The sequence below is a fragment of the Kitasatospora viridis genome (assembly GCF_007829815.1).
In the GTDB taxonomy this organism is placed as follows: Bacteria; Actinomycetota; Actinomycetes; order Streptomycetales; family Streptomycetaceae; genus Kitasatospora; species Kitasatospora viridis.
Window position 1 is genome coordinate 367,203 of sequence record NZ_VIWT01000001.1, and the last position, 15,199, is coordinate 382,401.

Annotated in this window: 14 protein-coding genes; 3 read left to right on the forward strand and 11 right to left on the reverse strand. The window is 74.0% G+C overall.

Translation table 11 applies throughout. The annotated features are described in order from the left end of the window. The 5 genes from FHX73_RS01675 to FHX73_RS01695 are packed head-to-tail and all read right to left on the reverse strand — an operon-like array spanning position 1 to position 4,474. Positions 1-861 (reverse strand): ABC transporter substrate-binding protein, encoded by an 861-nt coding sequence (locus FHX73_RS01675; RefSeq protein ID WP_145902902.1) that lies wholly within the window; start codon positions 859-861, stop codon positions 1-3. Continuing rightward, positions 858-1,586: an ABC transporter ATP-binding protein gene (locus tag FHX73_RS01680; protein WP_145902903.1), complete on the reverse strand. Its 729-nt coding sequence runs from the start codon at positions 1,584-1,586 to the stop codon at positions 858-860. Before FHX73_RS01680 ends, FHX73_RS01675 begins: the two co-directional genes overlap by 4 nt. Then, on the reverse strand, positions 1,583-2,389 hold the full coding sequence (locus FHX73_RS01685; protein ID WP_145902904.1) for an ABC transporter permease: 807 nt from the start codon (positions 2,387-2,389) through the stop codon (positions 1,583-1,585). The genes FHX73_RS01680 and FHX73_RS01685 overlap by 4 nt, the downstream gene beginning before the upstream one ends. Then, a complete protein-coding gene (locus FHX73_RS01690; RefSeq protein WP_145902905.1) occupies positions 2,386-3,393 on the reverse strand; it encodes an NrtA/SsuA/CpmA family ABC transporter substrate-binding protein in 1,008 nt (335 codons plus the stop codon). The genes FHX73_RS01685 and FHX73_RS01690 overlap by 4 nt, the downstream gene beginning before the upstream one ends. Positions 3,394-3,421: 28 nt before the next feature. Then, entirely contained in the window at positions 3,422-4,474 is a 1,053-nt protein-coding gene (locus FHX73_RS01695) for a substrate-binding domain-containing protein (protein ID WP_246213299.1), read from the reverse strand. Between the two features lie 321 nt (positions 4,475-4,795). On the opposite strand from FHX73_RS01695, the gene FHX73_RS01700 reads away from it, so the two are divergent. Next, positions 4,796-5,629, forward strand: a complete 834-nt coding sequence (locus FHX73_RS01700; protein ID WP_145902906.1) for an IclR family transcriptional regulator — start codon at positions 4,796-4,798, stop codon at positions 5,627-5,629. 7 nt (positions 5,630-5,636) lie between these two features. Here the strand turns inward: FHX73_RS01700 and FHX73_RS01705 are convergent, their stop codons facing one another. From FHX73_RS01705 to FHX73_RS01725, 5 genes are all read right to left on the reverse strand, one after another. Then, positions 5,637-6,305 carry a winged helix-turn-helix domain-containing protein gene (locus FHX73_RS01705; protein ID WP_145902907.1) on the reverse strand — a complete coding sequence of 223 codons (669 nt, stop codon included), beginning with the start codon at positions 6,303-6,305 and terminating at the stop codon, positions 5,637-5,639. A 331-nt stretch (positions 6,306-6,636) separates the two neighbouring features. Next, positions 6,637-7,227 (reverse strand): GTP-binding protein, encoded by a 591-nt coding sequence (locus FHX73_RS01710; RefSeq protein WP_145902908.1) that lies wholly within the window; start codon positions 7,225-7,227, stop codon positions 6,637-6,639. Continuing rightward, positions 7,208-7,627 (reverse strand): DUF742 domain-containing protein, encoded by a 420-nt coding sequence (locus tag FHX73_RS01715; protein ID WP_145902909.1) that lies wholly within the window; start codon positions 7,625-7,627, stop codon positions 7,208-7,210. The genes FHX73_RS01710 and FHX73_RS01715 overlap by 20 nt, the downstream gene beginning before the upstream one ends. Beyond that, complete coding sequence (locus tag FHX73_RS01720; protein ID WP_145902910.1) at positions 7,624-8,031, reverse strand: roadblock/LC7 domain-containing protein; 408 nt, start codon at positions 8,029-8,031, stop codon at positions 7,624-7,626. Before FHX73_RS01720 ends, FHX73_RS01715 begins: the two co-directional genes overlap by 4 nt. Then, on the reverse strand, positions 8,028-10,598 hold the full coding sequence (locus FHX73_RS01725; protein WP_145902911.1) for a sensor histidine kinase: 2,571 nt from the start codon (positions 10,596-10,598) through the stop codon (positions 8,028-8,030). The genes FHX73_RS01720 and FHX73_RS01725 overlap by 4 nt, the downstream gene beginning before the upstream one ends. Before the next feature lie 310 nt (positions 10,599-10,908). On the opposite strand from FHX73_RS01725, the gene FHX73_RS01730 reads away from it, so the two are divergent. After that, a complete protein-coding gene (locus FHX73_RS01730) occupies positions 10,909-12,735 on the forward strand; it encodes an AMP-dependent synthetase/ligase (protein ID WP_246213300.1) in 1,827 nt (608 codons plus the stop codon). Positions 12,736-12,907: 172 nt separating this feature from the next. Next, positions 12,908-14,230 carry a chitinase gene (locus FHX73_RS01735; protein WP_145902913.1) on the forward strand — a complete coding sequence of 441 codons (1,323 nt, stop codon included), beginning with the start codon at positions 12,908-12,910 and terminating at the stop codon, positions 14,228-14,230. Between the two features lie 139 nt (positions 14,231-14,369). Here the strand turns inward: FHX73_RS01735 and FHX73_RS01740 are convergent, their stop codons facing one another. Then, entirely contained in the window at positions 14,370-15,167 is a 798-nt protein-coding gene (locus FHX73_RS01740) for an SGNH/GDSL hydrolase family protein (RefSeq protein ID WP_145902914.1), read from the reverse strand. Positions 15,168-15,199 lie beyond the last annotated feature (32 nt).

Below are 15,199 nucleotides of genomic sequence, written 5' to 3' on the forward strand. Positions count from 1 at the left end.
TCAGGCCCCCAGGAAGGCGTCGCGGACGACGACCGGGCGCTCGATGAAGCCGGCCTGGTGGAAGATGTCGGCGGCCTCCTGCTGCTCGGCGATGAACTCCTCGGTCACCGGCTCCAACCGCCAGGGCAGCGCGGCCAGCGCGGCGCGGTGGTCGGCGAGTTCGCCGCCCTGGTCGGCGGCGGCGAGCGCGGCGGCCTCGTCCAGGTGCTCGGCCACCCAGTGGTCGGCCCGGGCCAGCGCGGCGGTCACGGCCGCCACCGCCTCCGGGCGCCCTGCGGCGAACTCGCGGCGGGCGAAGAAGACCGAGCGGTCGCTGATCACCTCGCCGGTCGGCACCAGGACGCGGAACTCGCCGGTGTGCCGGACGGCTTCGAGCTCGGCGCCCTGGGCCACCCAGCCGGCGATGGCCCCGGAGCGCAGCCGCTCGGCCTCGTCGCCCGAGGGCCGCTCGGCGGTGATCGAGTCCCGGTAGCTCAGCCCGGCGGCGTGCAGCGCCTTGGCCAGCAGGTGGGTCTGCCAGGAGCCGACGGCCAGCACCACGGTGGTGCCTTTGAGGTCCGCGATCCGCCGGACCGGCCCGTCGGCCCGGACCAGCAGCGCGCCGTGCTCCGGGCGGGGCGCCGAGACGGCGGTGTAGACGAGGTCGTGGCCGGCCGCCTGGGCGGTGACCGGCGGGGTCGAGCCGGTGCCGCCGAGGTCGATCACGCCCTGGGCGAGCAGCTCGCCGGTGCGGGTCCCGTCGGTGTAGTGGTGGAACCGGCCCTGCTCGCCGATCTTGGCCAACTCCTCGTCCAGGTAGTCGAGTCGGGAGAGGAAGTAGAGCGAGGGGTTGCTCCGGTGGATGCCCAGGGTGATGGTCATTCGACGGCTCCTTCGAGAGAGGCGGCGGCACTGGGCACACCGAGATCGTTCAGCAGGCGGCGGCGCAGCGCCGCGAAGTCGGGGTCGGCCGGATCGCGCGGCCGGGCCACGGCGACCCGCTCGTCGCGGACCAGTCGGCCCTCGCGCAGCACGGCCACCCGGTCGGCGAGCCGGACCGCCTCGTCCACATCGTGGGTGACCAGCAGCACGGCGGGCCGGTGCTTGCGGCACAGCTCGCCCACCAGGTCCTGCATGCGCAGCCGGGTGAGCGCATCCAGGGCGGCGAACGGCTCGTCCAGCAGCAGCAGTTCGGGCTTGCGGACGAGTGCCCGGGCGAGCGCGACGCGCTGCGCCTCGCCACCGGACAGGGTGCCGGGCCAGGCGTCCGCGTGCCGCTCCAGGCCGACCTCGGCAAGCGCCCGACGGCCCGTCAGTTCGCTCTGTGGTCCGCGCTCCAGGCCGATCAGCACATTGGCCAGCACCCGCTTGGAGGGCACCAGTCGGGGCTCCTGGAAGACGATGGTGCGGGCCCGCGGCACCAGCACGGTGCCGGCGTCCGGCCGGTCGAGGGCGCCGAGGATCCGCAGCAGCGTGGTCTTGCCGGTGCCGCTGGCCCCGAGCAGCGCCAGGAACTCGCCGCGGGCCAGCTCCAGGTCGATCCCGTCCAGCACCGCCCGGCCGTTGAACTCACGTCGCAGTCCGGCGAGTTGCACGGCGGAGGTCATCGGCTGCCCCCTGCCGCGCGCCAGGGCATCAGCACCCGCTCCAGCAGCCGGACCAGCAGGTCGGCCAGCAGCCCGAGCAGTCCGTAGACCAGGATGCAGACGGCCAGGATGTCGGTGCGGGCGTAGTTCTGCGCCTGGGTCATCAGGTAGCCGATCCCGGCGGTGGAGTTGATCTCCTCGGCGGCGATCAGCGCGATCACGCTGAGCGTCATGGACAGCCGCAGGCCGGCCAGCAGCGAGGGCAGCGCGGCGGGCAGCACCACCTCGCGGACCAGCGCGATCCGGCCGAGCCCGAAGGAGCGGACCGCTTCGAGCAGCTTGCGGTCGGTGTTGCGCACGCCCTGCGCGGTGTTGACGTACATCGGGAAGGTGGTGGCGACGGCGATGATCACCACCTTGGCGGTCTCGTTGATCCCGAACCAGACCATGAACAGCGGCACCAGGGCCAGGAACGGCACGGTGCGCAGCACCTGCATCGGCGAGTCCAGCAGTTCCTCGCCGAGCCGGGAGAGCCCGGTGAGGGTGCCGAGCAGCAGGCCGGCGGTCAGCCCGAAGAGCAGGCCGAGCCCGGATCGGGTGAGCGAGACGGCCAGCGCGTCGCCCAACTGCCCGCTCCCCCACAGCTCGCCGACCGCGCGCAGCACGGCGGCCGGCGAGGCCAGCACGTCCGGGGTGAGCGCACCGGTCGCCGAGGCGGCGCTCCACAGGCCGAGCAGGGCCAGCGGGCCGAGCGCCCGCAGCGCGAGCGAGACCCCGCGCGGGCGCGGCCGGGGCAGCCGCACCCGGGGCGTGACCAGGCTCATCGGGTGCCGCCCGGCAGCGAGTCGACGTCCAGCAGGCTGGGCCGGATCGCCACCTGCTCCTTGGTGATCCGCTGCGCGGCGTAGAAGGCGGCGACCTGGTCGAACCGGGCGGCCACCGCGTCGTCGATCGGCTGGTCCACTCCGGCCTGCTTGCCGAAGTCGACGCTGATCTGCTCCTTCTTGCCGGTGACGGCCTGCGGGCCGGCGTCGGTGAAGACGTTGAGGTAGCCGGCCGGGTCGGCCTTGGCCTTGGCGTCGCCGTCGTGCAGGTACTGGTAGAGCGCCCGGGTGACGTCGGGGTGCTGCTCGGCGAAGGCGGTGCGGACCGCCCAGACGCTGTAGTTGTCCGAGCCGAGCGCCTTGCCGTTGGCCAGGAAGTGCGCGCCGGAGTCGGCCAGCGCGGAGATCGCGTAGCTGCTCCAGGTGGCCCAGGCGTCCACCTGGCCGGAGTTGAAGACCGGCGCGGACTGGTCGGGCCGCAGGTAGACCCGCTGCACCTGGTCCGGCGCGACGCCGGCCTCGGCCAGCGCCCGCAGCAGCAGGTACTCGCCGGTGCCGCCCTGGTTGACGGCGACCTTCTTGCCGACCAGGTCCTTGACCGAGGTGATCAGCGAGCCGTCCTTGACCAGGATGCCCTCGCCGACCGGGTCGGGCTCGGTGGCGGCGAACAGCTTGAAGCCGGGCTTGACGGCCAGCGCGGTGACGGCGGAGGTGATCGAGCCTTGCGCCACGTCCAGTTGAGCGGCGTTCAGCTCCTGGGCGGCGGGCGCGAACGGGCCGACGCTGCCGGTCCAGGCGACCTTGGCGTGCACGGCGGCCAGCGCCTTCGCCAGCGAGCCGTCCTTCTTGCCGAGCGCCAGCACGCCGGAGTTGCCGGGGTCGGGGATCCGCACGGTCACCGTGGCGGCGGCGCCCGCGCCGGGCGCGGCGGCGGTCGAGGAGGAGCAGGCGGTCAGCGCGGTGAGGGCGAGCAGGGCGGCGAGGGCGGCTTTGGCGGTGTGCATGGCGGAGCTCCAGGGTTCAGCGGGGCGTTCAGGCAGGCCCGTCGGCACGGTCGGCCGGGGCAGGGTCGACCACGGCACGGTCGGCCGGGGCAGGGTCGACCACGGCACGGTCGGCCAGGGCGCGGGCGGCCCGCAGTGGTTCGGGGTCGGCCCAGTCGGCGACGGCGACGGGCGCGGCCAGGAAGCCGTGCGCGCGCAGCAGTCGCTCCTGCTGGGCGAGCAGGTCGAGGCGGTCCGGGGAGAGGTCGAGGTGCAGGGTGCGGTGGCCGCCGGCGGCGTAGGCCCCGGCCACGCCGGTGGGTCCGGCGCCGGTCTCGGTGGCCAGGATCCGGGACACCTCGGCGGGGTTGGCGGCGGCCCAGTCGGCGGCCTCCACCAGTCGGGCCAGGAAGCGGACCACCAGCTCGGGCGACTCGTCGAGCAGGTCCTGATGGACCGTCACCGGCCGAGGGGTGCCGTTGTTGACCCGGGTGCGGCGGTCCGCCACCCGGTCCAGCTCGACGGCGACCTCGGCGCCGTACGCGGCGGCCGCCTCGACGGCCAGCGCGCCCTTGGCGTAGACGGCGTCCACCCGGCCGTCGCGCAGCGCGGCGAGTTCGGCGCTCCACTGCGCGGCGCCGGGCGGGGCCGGCACCTCGGTGGGGCGGGCGTCGGCCAGGGTGAGGCCGGCCGGCGAGAGCGCGCCGGTGAAGCCCGCCAGCGCCATCGCCCGCCAGAAGTCGATGGCGATCTCATGGCGCGGGATCGCCAGCCGCAGGCCGCGCAGCGCGCCGGGGCCGCGCAGTCCGCTGCCCGCCCGGACCAGCACCACCTGGCGCTCCTCGATCCAGGTCAGGCCGATCAGCCTGGTCCGCTCGCCGCGCGAACGGGCCCACAGCGCGGGCACGTTGCCGCCCTCGCGGAACAGGCCGGGCAGGGCGTGGGTGTAGTGGTGGTCGCCGGCCAGCTCGGCGGGCAGGTCCTGGAGGGAGCGGACGGCGATCCCGTCGGGGGCGAACTCGGCGGCCAGGGTGCCGCGGTCGGCGGCGATGCCGGTGGCGGTCGGGACGGGGCAGCGGGTGAACCAGAGGGTGTCGGGCATGGCGGAGCAGGCCTTTCGGCACGGGGGCGAAGGTGGCTCGCGGGAGTGGGACCGGCGAGGCGGGGGTCAGCGCGGAACGCGGGCGCCGTGACGGCGAAGGCGACGGCGACAGCGGCGCACCGGACGGGCAGCGGCGGTGGGGTTCACGGCGCTGCTCCTTTCGTCGTCCCATGTGCGGTGCGGTGCGGTGCGCCGAGCGTTCCACGGCGCGAGCGCCCAGGGCAAGCCATGCCACATGGTGGGAGCGATTGTTCATCAACGCCACGGCAGTGCAACGCTGCTGACACATTCACGCAGCACCAGCTCCCATATCCTGGGAACATGACCGACGTCACCGCCCGCAGCGCACCGGCCGGCGCCCAGGCCGTGCAGCGCGCGCTCGGCCTGCTGCACTGCTTCCAGGACAACGGGCCGGACCTCAGCGCCTCCGACCTGGCCCGCCGCACCGGCCTGACCGTCTCCACCGCGCACCGGCTGGCCCGCACCCTGGTGAGCATGGACTTCCTGGAGCAGGACCGGCTGACCACCCGCTACCGGCTCGGCCCGGCCGTCGCCGAGCTCGGCCAGCTCAGCTTCCACCAGCGCGGACTCCACCTGGCCGGGCCGGAGTTGGCGGTGCTGGCCCGGCGCACCGGCGGCACCGCCGACCTGGCGATCCGCAGCGGGGCGCACGCGCTGATCCTGGTCGGCGACTCGGTGCGCCCGGACACCGGGCTCGGCCTGCGCCGCCCGCTGCACTCCACCGCGCTCGGCAAGGTGCTGCTGGCCTGGCCCGGGCCGACCGCCGAGCCGGCGGCCGAGGCGCCCGAGCTGACCGCCTTCACCGATCGGACGATCACCGAACGGAGCCTGCTGGAGGCCGAGTTGGCGCGGGTGCGGGCCGCCGGGCACGCGGTCAACGACGGCGAGTCGGCCGTCGGGGTGCGCAGCCTGGCGGTGCCGGTGCTGGACGCCGCCGGGCAGGCCAGGTTCGCCCTCGCGGTGCGCGGCACCCCGCACTCACTGCCCGCCGAGCGGCTGGCGGACGTGCTGCGCGAGGCGCACGGCTGCGCCGCGGCGCTCCAGGTGCTGCTGCTGGCGCCGGAGCAGCGGCCGGCCCGGGCCGGCACGGCGACGGGTCCGGCTCCTGCCGCTCAGGAACCGGACCCGGGATGACGAATGGTCAGCTGCGCGCGCTGGGAGCGTACTTGTAGCCGACCCGACGGACCGTCACGATGCTGGCCCGGTGCGCCGCGCCCAACTTGCGCCGCAGCCGGGCGACATGGACGTCGACGGTGCGGCCGTCGCCGACGTGGCCGTAGCCCCAGACCGCGGTGACCAGGTGGTCCCGGGTGTGCACCCGGTGCGGGTACTGGGTCAGGTGCGCCAGCAGCTCGAACTCCAGGTAGGTGAGGTCGAGCAACTCGCCGTCCACGTAGGCGTTGCGCCGGTCCAGGTCGACGGCGATGCCGCGGTTCGCCCGGGCCTCGGCCACGGGTGCGGCGGGCCCCACGGGCGCGGTGGCCGGGTTCGGCGCCACCGCAGCGGCGGGCACGGCGGCGGCGGACGCCCCGGCCTCGGCCGGCACCAGCACCAGGTAGCCGGCGAACTGGGTGCCGAGCTGGGCGCCGTACTGGGCCAACAGGCCCTGCGGCAGCGCGGATTGCGGAAGGGCGGCGACCACGGTGGCACCGGGCGGCAGTGCGCCCAGCAGGTCCGGGGTGGGCGCCGGCGGTGCGGCGGGGACCACGGGCACCGGGTGCCGGCGGTCCTCGGAGGGGCTGCCCACCGCACGCAGGGCCCGCAGGTGCGGGACGGCGGCGGGCGGGGTCAGGGTGGCCGGAGTAGACATGAGCAGCTCTTTCGCGCGGAACCAGAAGGGTGGTCGTCGTCTGCGCGTCGGTTTGACTCAGCGGTACGCACCTGAGCGAGGTGGGTGAACCTCGGAACTCAGCGGTGAGCGAGCCGGGACGCGCGAGGCGAACCCGGACAGGTCTGGTCGAAGAGGTGCGGCTGCCGGGACGGCCAGAACGGCTCAAGGTCGTGGCGACCTCGGCTGCTGTCCACGGGAATCTGCATGAGCCCATTGAAGCAGATCCCCGGGGCGGCCTCCAGACCGGTCGGCGATCAGCCTGCCGACGGACGGTCAGCCGGGCGGCGCACCACCAGCGGTCGGCGCACCGTCAGCGGGCGGACTCCAGCGCGTGTTCCACCAGCCGGGCCAGCAGTTCCTTGCCGTCCTCGCGCAGCCGTGCGTCGCAGAGCAGCACCGGCACGGCCGGGTCCAGGTCGAGCGCGGCCCGCACGTCCTCGGGCGCGAACACCTCGGCCCCCTCGAAGCAGTTGACCGCGACCAGGAACGGGATGCCGCGCTGCTCGAAGAAGTCCACCGAGGGGAAGCAGTCGGCCAGCCGCCGGGTGTCCGCCAGCACCACCGCGCCGAGCGCGCCGCGGGCCAGTTCGTCCCAGACGAACCAGAACCGGTCCTGGCCGGGGGTGCCGAAGAGGTAGACCGCCAGGCCCGCCCGGATGTCGATCCGGCCGAAGTCCATCGCCACCGTGGTGGTCCGCTTGCCGGTCACCCCCGAGGTGTCGTCCAGCGGCCGGCCGAGTTCGCTCAGCCGCTCCTCGGTGCGCAGCGGCCGGATCTCGCTGACCGCCCCGACCAGCGTGGTCTTGCCGACCCCGAAACCACCGGCCACCAGGATCTTCAGCGCCACCGAGGGCGCGCCGGGCAGGCCGGCCGACGGCCGGTCAGAGTGCGCGAAGGCCATTGATCACATCTCGCAGCAGGCGCTCGTCCGGCAGTTCGGCGGGCGCGACGGGACGGGTGACGTCGATCAGTGCGGCGTCGTGCAGGTCGCCGAGCAGCACCCGCACGACGCTGACCGGCAGATCGGTGAAGGAGCCCAGCTCGGCAACCGAGAGCGGGGCGTCCGCGCACAGGTCGAGCAGGGCGTGGTGCTCCGGGTCGAGCGGCGGGGCCGGCTCGACCGGGTCGACCTCCTGCGGGGCGCGGGCCGAGACCATGGAGATCAGGTCGAAGAACTCGTCGCCGGCGGGTCTGGTGCGCCCCCGGGTCATCGAGAACAGCCGCACCACCGGGCCCGCCTCGTCGTCGAACCACTGGTCCGACTCCGCGGGCGGGCCCGGCAGTTCCGTCGCCCCGGTCATCCGGCCGGGTGCCGGGGCTCGGCGGCCAGGTGCTCCCCGACCCGCTTGACCAGCAGCGCCATCTCGTAGGCGATCTGGCCGATGTCGGCCTCGGCGTCGCTGAGCACGGCCAGGCAGCTGCCGTCGCCGGCGGCGGTGATGAAGAGGAAGGCCTCCTCCAGCTCGACCATGGTCTGCCGGACCCCGCCCACGTCGAAGTGCCGGCCCGCGCCCTTGGCCAGGCTGTGGAAGCCGGCGGCCACGGCGGCCAGGTGCTCGGCGTCCTCCCGGCCCAGGCCCCGGGAGGCGGCGGTGGCCAGGCCGTCGCCGGAGAGGATCACCGCGTGCCGCAGCGCGGCCACCCGCCCCACCAGGTCGTCCAGAAGCCAGTTGAGGTCGCCGCCCTGGTGCGTCGTCGCGGTCATCGATCGGGTCCTTCCGCAGGTGGTGCCGGTTGAGGGGAGGCCGGCAGGGCCGGCGGTACGGGGGGCGGGCTGAGTGCCCGCCGACTGCTGCCCGGCGGCGGGACCGGCGCGGTCCGCACGACCGGCGCCGGCGGCCGCGGGGCCGGGCGTTGGGGTTCCGCGCGGCCTCGGCTGAAGCCGCGCTGGAAGGAGCTGAAGGTGGCCCGGGCCTCCTCGGGGGAGCGCTCGGGGACCGGCTCGGGGCTGTCCCGCTCGGCCCGCTCGCCCTTCAACTGCGGGGCCAGGTTGGCCTGCTTGACCCGGCGGGGCAGGAGCCCGCCGGCCGGCCGCTCGGCGACCGGCTCGACTGCGGGAGGCTGCGACACGACGGGAGCCGGCGAAACGGCGGGAACCGGCGAGTCCGGCTGCCCGTCCGCGCCGCCGTCGGCCCGCCGGTGCCGTCCGGTGCCGCTCGGCGCGGGCACCAGCGCGGGCCCGCCCGGACGCCGCCGGGGCAGCCCGCCGGGGGTGCGGGCCGGCTCGGCGCCGACCGGCTGCGGCCCGGTGACCGGCCGCTGGTGGCCGCGCGGCCGGGCCCGGCGCGGACCGCCGGCGGGCGCACCGCCGGCCACCGCCACCAGCTCGCGCTCCTTGGGCGGCTCGGGCGCCGGCGTGACCGCCGGCACCGGCCCCGGCACCTCGGCCAGCAGCTCGCGGGGCACCAGCACCACGGCGGTGGTGCCGCCGTACGGCGAGGCCCGCAGGCTCACCTTGATGCCGTGCCGCCGGGCCAGCCGGCTGACCACGAAGAGGCCGAGCCGGTCGGTGTCGGCCAGGTCGAAGGGCTGCTCGACCTCCAGCCGTTCGTTGATCTCGGCCAGCGCCTGCTCGCCCAGCCCCAGGCCCCGGTCGTCGATCTCCAGCGCGAAGCCGTGCGCGACCACCTCGCCCTGCACCGTGACCTGGGTCTGCGGCGGGGAGAACACCGCGGCGTTCTCGACCAGTTCGGCGATCAGGTGGGTCAGGTCGGCGACCGCGCTGCCGAGCAGGCCGGTGCCGGGGAACGGCCGGACGATCACCCGGGCGTAGTCCTCCACCTCGCCGACCGCGGCCCGGACCACGTCGACCATCCGCACCGGCTTGCGCCAGGCCCGGCCGGGCGAACCGCCGGAGAGGATGATCAGGCCCTCGGCGTGGCGGCGCATGCGGGTGGTGAGGTGGTCGAGCTTGAACAGGTCCTCCAGCTCGCCCGGGTCCTCGGTGCGGCGCTCCATGGTGTCCAGCAGGGTCAGCTGACGGTGCAGCAGCACCTGGGAGCGCCGGGCCAGGTTGACGAAGACGGCGGAGACGCCGCGGCGCAGTTCGGCCTGCTCGACGGCGGCCTGCACGGCGGTGCGCTGCACCGCGTTGAAGGCCTGGCCGACCTGGCCGATCTCGGCGTCGCCGAAGTGCAGTTCGGGTGCCTCGGTGGCGATGTCCACCGGCTGGCCGTCGCGCAGCCGCCGCATCACCGAGGGCAGCCGGGTGCCGGCCAGCTCGTTGGCCGCGTTGCGCAGGCCGATCAGCTCGCGGACCAGCCCGCGGCCGATCCGCAGCGAGATCAGCACGGTCGCGACGATCGCCAGCAGCCCGATCGCACCGGCGATCAGGCCGCGCCAGAGCAGGCCCATCGCGTAGGAGGTGGCGCGGTCGCCGAGTTCGCCGAGCAGCTTGTCGTTCTCCCCCGCCTGGTCGCCGAGCACGGTGGCGGCGGTGGCGGCCCAGCGCGTCTCGGCGATGGTGCTCGACACGTCGCCCGGGGTGTTGGCGCTCTGGAACTCACGCTCGATCAGGTCCAGGTTCTCCCAGTCCGGACCGTTGCTCAGGCTCAGGTAGTCGCTGCGGTCGGGCTCGTCCAGCTCGCCCAGGTAGATGGTGAAGAGCGCCTGCTGACTGTGCATCGGGTCGAGCACGGCCTGGTACTCCAGCGGGCCCGGGGTGTCGGTCCGGAGCATGCCCTCCATCGCCGCGTCCTCCTGGGAGAGGTACTCGCGGGCCCGGGAGAGCTCGATCAGCACGGTGCCCTGGCGCGGGATCTGGCCGCTCTGCTGGGTGACGAAGGCGGCGCGGAAGTCGAAGGAGGGCTTGACCAGGTCGCTGTAGCGGGTGAGCGCGTACTCCCAGGAGAGCGAGTCCTGGCCGACCTGGGCGCGCAGGGCGGGGAGTTGGCCGGTCACGTTGAGGACGTCCTGGAGCCGGGCCCGCTCGTTGTTGTTGAGCCGGTGCGTGTCGGAGCCGTTGGCCCGCTGCCGCAGTGCGAGCACGTCCTGGTCGGTGGTCTGCTGGGCCTTCTGGTAGGCGTCCTGCACGCCGGGGTCGCCGGGGCGGGCCAGCCGGATCACCGCGGCGCGGCGCTCCTGCTGGAGGTCGCGGGCCACCTGTTCCACCGGGGTGCCGAAGCTGCGGTAGGTGGAGGCGATGTTGAGCTGCTGCCAGAAGTCGCTCGTGGTGACCAGGGTGGCGTAGGCCCACAGGGCGACCAGCGCCACGATGGGCACCAGGAGCAGCGCGATGATCTTCGCGCGGATCGAGCTGCGGCGCAGACGCATAGAGTCCTCGGTCAGGTGGGCTCTCTGCCGCCCGGGCTGGGGCGCCCGGCCGGTGGATCTGCGCGAGCTTACTACTCGATTCCTTACGTATGGTCATCTCGTACGGATCGTTCTTGAACAGTTGTTGGCATGCGCATGGCCCATGGCACGCAGTTGCGTCAACCGTGCCCGTTCGATGGGGAATTCGCGACCCGCTGGGCAGCGCACCGGGCGATCCACTAACGTCGCTCCCGGGCCCCGGGCAGGGTCACGGTGGCTCGGCGGGCGAACCACCGGCCGCACCCGGCTGCCCGGCGGGAGGCCGAGGACCGTGCGGGAGCAGAGCACCCCGGCGCTGGCCGGGCCCGCCACCGGCGGCCTCGCCGACACCGTCTACGACACCGCCGAACTCACCCCCGCCCTCGAACTGTTCTCCCGCCGCACGGAGGGCTCCCAGCAGTGGCGGCCGGTCAGCGCGGCCCGCTTCCGGGACGAGGTGCTGGGGCTGGCCAAGGGCCTGCTGGCGCACGGCCTGCGGTTCGGCGACCGGGTCGCGGTGATGTCCAGGACCAGGTACGAGTGGACCCTGTTCGACTACGCGCTCTGGTCCATCGGCGCCATCCCCGTACCGGTCTACCCCACCGCCGCCGCCGAGCAGGTGCGCTGGATCCTCGCCGAGACCGGCGCGGTGGCCTGCGTGGTGGAGCACGAGGACCACGCCATGACGATCGGCGCGGTCTGCGACGCCCTGCCCGAGCTGACCGGGATCTGGCAGCTCGACCAGGGCTGCGTGCACAACCTCACCACCGCCGGCGCCCAGGTGCCCGAGAGCCTGGTGCACCGTCAACGCCACGCCGTCACCCCCGAGACGGTGGCCACCGTCATCTACACCTCCGGCACCACCGGACGCCCCAAGGGCTGCCTGCTCACCCACGGCAACTTCGCGGCCGAGTCGGACAACGTGCTGGCCGGCTGGGAGCGCGCCTTCACCCCGCCCGGCGGCGAGCAGGCCGCCGCACTGCTCTTCCTGCCGCTCGCGCACGTCTACGGGCGGATGGTGCAGGTGGCCGCGGTGCGCGGCGGGATCCGGCTCGGCCACGTGAGCGAACTGCGGGCCGACGCGCTGCTGCCGGCCCTCACCTCCTACCGCCCGACCTCGATGCACGCCGTGCCCTACGTCTTCGAGCGGCTCTACGACTCGGCCCGCATGGCCGCCGAGACCGAGGGCCGGGGCGAGCTCTTCGCCCAGGCCGCCGAGACCGCGATCAGCTGGGCCACCGCCACCGAGCGCCGCTCCCTGGGGCACGGGCCGGGCCCGGGCCCGCGCCTGCGGATGCGTCACCTCGCCTACGAGAAGCTGGTCTACCAGCGGATCCGGGCGGCGTTCGGCGGCCGGCTGCGCCACGTGATGTGCGGCGGCTCCGCGCTCAGCCGCGAGCTCGGCCTCTTCTTCTCCGGCGCCGGCATGACCGTCTACGAGGGCTACGGGCTGACCGAGACCACCGCCGCGATCACCGCGAACCCGGTGGCGGCCCCCAAGTTCGGCACCGTCGGCCGACCGGTGCCGGGCGCCCGGGTGGCGATCGGGGCGGACGGCGAGATCTGGGTGCAGGGCCCCGGCGTCTTCGCCGGCTACCTCAACCACCCGCGCTGCACCGCCGAGTCGCTGCGCGACGGCTGGCTGGCCACCGGCGACCTCGGCGGCCTGGACGAGGACGGCTACCTGAGCGTCACCGGCCGCAAGAAGGAACTGATCATCACCAGCAGCGGCAAGAACCTGGCGCCGGCCGCGCTGGAGGAGCGGGTCCGGGCCCACCCGCTGGTCTCCCAGTGCCTGGTGGTCGGCGACAACCGGCCGTACATCGCGGCGCTGATCACCCTGGACCCGCGGGCCCTGACGCACTGGCAGCTGACGACGCGCCGGCCGCCCACCGACGTCTGGGCCGCACTGGACGACCCCGACCTGCACGCCGAGGTGCAGCGCGCCGTCGCGGCCGCCAACACCGCCGTCTCGCGGGCCGAGTCGATCCGCGCCTTCCGCCTGCTGCCCAGCGAGTTCACCGTCGAGCAGGGCCTGCTCACGCCCTCCCTGAAGCTGCGCCGGCAGGCCATCGCGGAGTACTACGCGGCCGACGTCGAGGCCCTCTACCTCGGGTGAACTCACCCGCACCGCTCCGGCCCGGCCACCTCAACGCAGGCTTAAGAGCGCGGGCCGGCCCTTGACCTGATCGATGGTCTAGTCCATTTTGTAGGGCACGCGGTGCTCCCCACGGCACCCCGCGCACCACCCGCACGCCCCCACAGCTTCCGTCACCGGAGAGGTTCCCCCCATGGAACGCGCCCAGCTCCGCCCCACCCCCACGCCCGAGCCGTCCGGCGGCGCACGCCGCCGGGCGCCGCTGATCGGTGCGGTGGCCGCGCTCGGCCTGGTGGCCGGCACCGTGGCGAGCTTCGCCACCGGCGCCGCCGCGCAGGCCTCCACCACCGCCACCGGCGGTGCGCTGAGCAGCAACTGGTACGCCTCCGCGCCCTACCTGATGCCGGAGGACAACTCCCCGCCGGACGCGGGCGCCGTGATGGACGCCACCGGCCAGAAGGCCTTCCAGCTGGCGTTCATCCTGGACGGCGGGAACTGCTCCCCGGCCTGGGGCGGCACCTCCTCGATCGACACCGACACCACCATGCCGACCGTGATCTCGCAGATCCGCGCCAAGGGCGGCGACGTGTCCGTCTCCTTCGGCGGCTACGGCGGCACCAAGCTCGGCCAGACCTGCGGCACCCCCGAGGCCACCGCCGCCGCCTACCAGAAGGCCGTCACCAAGTACGGCCTGCACGCCGTCGACTTCGACCTCGAAGAGCCCGAGTACGAGAACACCGCCGCCATCCACAACGAGATCGGCGCCGCCAAGATCCTCCAGGCGAACAACCCCGGCCTGTACGTCTCCATCACCACCGCCGGCACCACGGCCGGCACCGGCTGGTTCGGCCAGCAGATGCTCAACGAGGCCAAGTCCCAGGGCTTCACGCCCAACAACTTCTCCATCATGCCGTTCGACGGCGGCTTCGCCGGCGGCGCCTCCCAGGTCGCGGCGCTCACCCAGTTCAACACCATCCTGCAGAACACCTTCGGCTGGAACGCCGCCACCGCCTACGCCCACGAGGGCGTCTCCATGATGAACGGCCGCTCCGACGCGGCCGAGTACTTCACCCAGGCCGACTTCCAGACGGTGCTGGACTTCGCCACCGCCCACGGCCTGGCCCGCTACACCTTCTGGTCCGTCAACCGCGACCGCCAGTGCACCCCGGTGGTCGACCCGGGCCTGTCCGGCTCCTGCTCCGGAGTCACCCAGAACGACTGGGACTTCACCAAGTACACCGTGAAGTTCGCCGGCGCCACCCCGCCCACCACCCCGCCCACCAGCGCCCCGCCGACCAGCAACCCGCCGACCACCGCGCCGCCCACCACCGCGCCGCCGACCAGCGCCTCGCCCTCGGCCGGCACCTGCACCGCGGCGCCGTGGAACTCCGGCACCGCCTACACCGGCGGCCAGTCGGTCTCCTACAACGGCCACACCTGGACCGCCAAGTGGTGGACCCAGAACGACGTTCCGGGCGGCCAGGCCGGCGTCTGGACCGACAACGGCCCCTGCTGACAGCAGGACCGGACGTCCGGCCCCGCGCCGGATGGCATGACCGGGGGACGGCGCGGCCGTGCGGGTGCTTGACCCATCCGCACGGCCGCGCCGCTCCTGTTCCCGCTCCGGCGCTGCGGCCGGATCAGGTGAGGCGGGATCAGGCGTACTGCGAGAACACCGGGTAGAAGCCGTTGGCCTGGCCCGAGGCGTTCGGGTGGTAGCTCTCGTCGATCGGCCAGGTGGTGCTGTTCAGCCACTGGTCGGAGTCACCGCAGATCTCGTGGCCGGAGAACTGGTCGCGCACGTCCGCGTAGCTGAAGCCGGCGTTGGCCGCAGCCTTGTCGAGCACGCCGTCCAGGGTGTCCGCCGCGCCGTTGATCGCGGTGCGGGAGGTGTCGCTGATCCCGAACAGGCAGCTGCCCGGCACCTGGTAGAGGTGCGGGTAGCCCAGCACCACGACCTGGGCGTGCGGGGCCTTGTTGTGGATCGCCGTGAACAGCGTGTTCAGGCTGCCGGGCAGGGTGTTCTGGGCGTAGCTCTCGGCGGTGGAGACGGCGCTCAGGCAGGAGCTGGTGCCGTCCAGCACGCAGGTCTCCATGGTGTTGCTGAAGCCGGCGTCGTTGCCGCCGATGGTGATGCTGACCAGGCTGGTGGCCGAGTTCAGCACCGACAACTGGCCGCTGAGCACGTCACCGGTCTTGGCCCCGGAGCAGGCCTCGAAGGAGAAGCTGGACGGGCTGTTCGCCTGGGCCCAGAGCTCCGGGTAGGCGTTGTAGCTGCGGCTGCAACTGCCGGAGCTGCTGTCGTAGTTGCCGGCTCCCACGCCGGCTGAGTAGGAGTCACCCAGTGCGACGTAGTTGATGCCGGCCGCATTGGCGGGGGCGGCCAGGACGAGCGCGGACGCGGCGACGACGGCCGCCGTGAACGCACCTGAGACAACCCGGACAGGACGCATTTGCGCCTCCATGAGTTGGGGAGAGTGTGGGG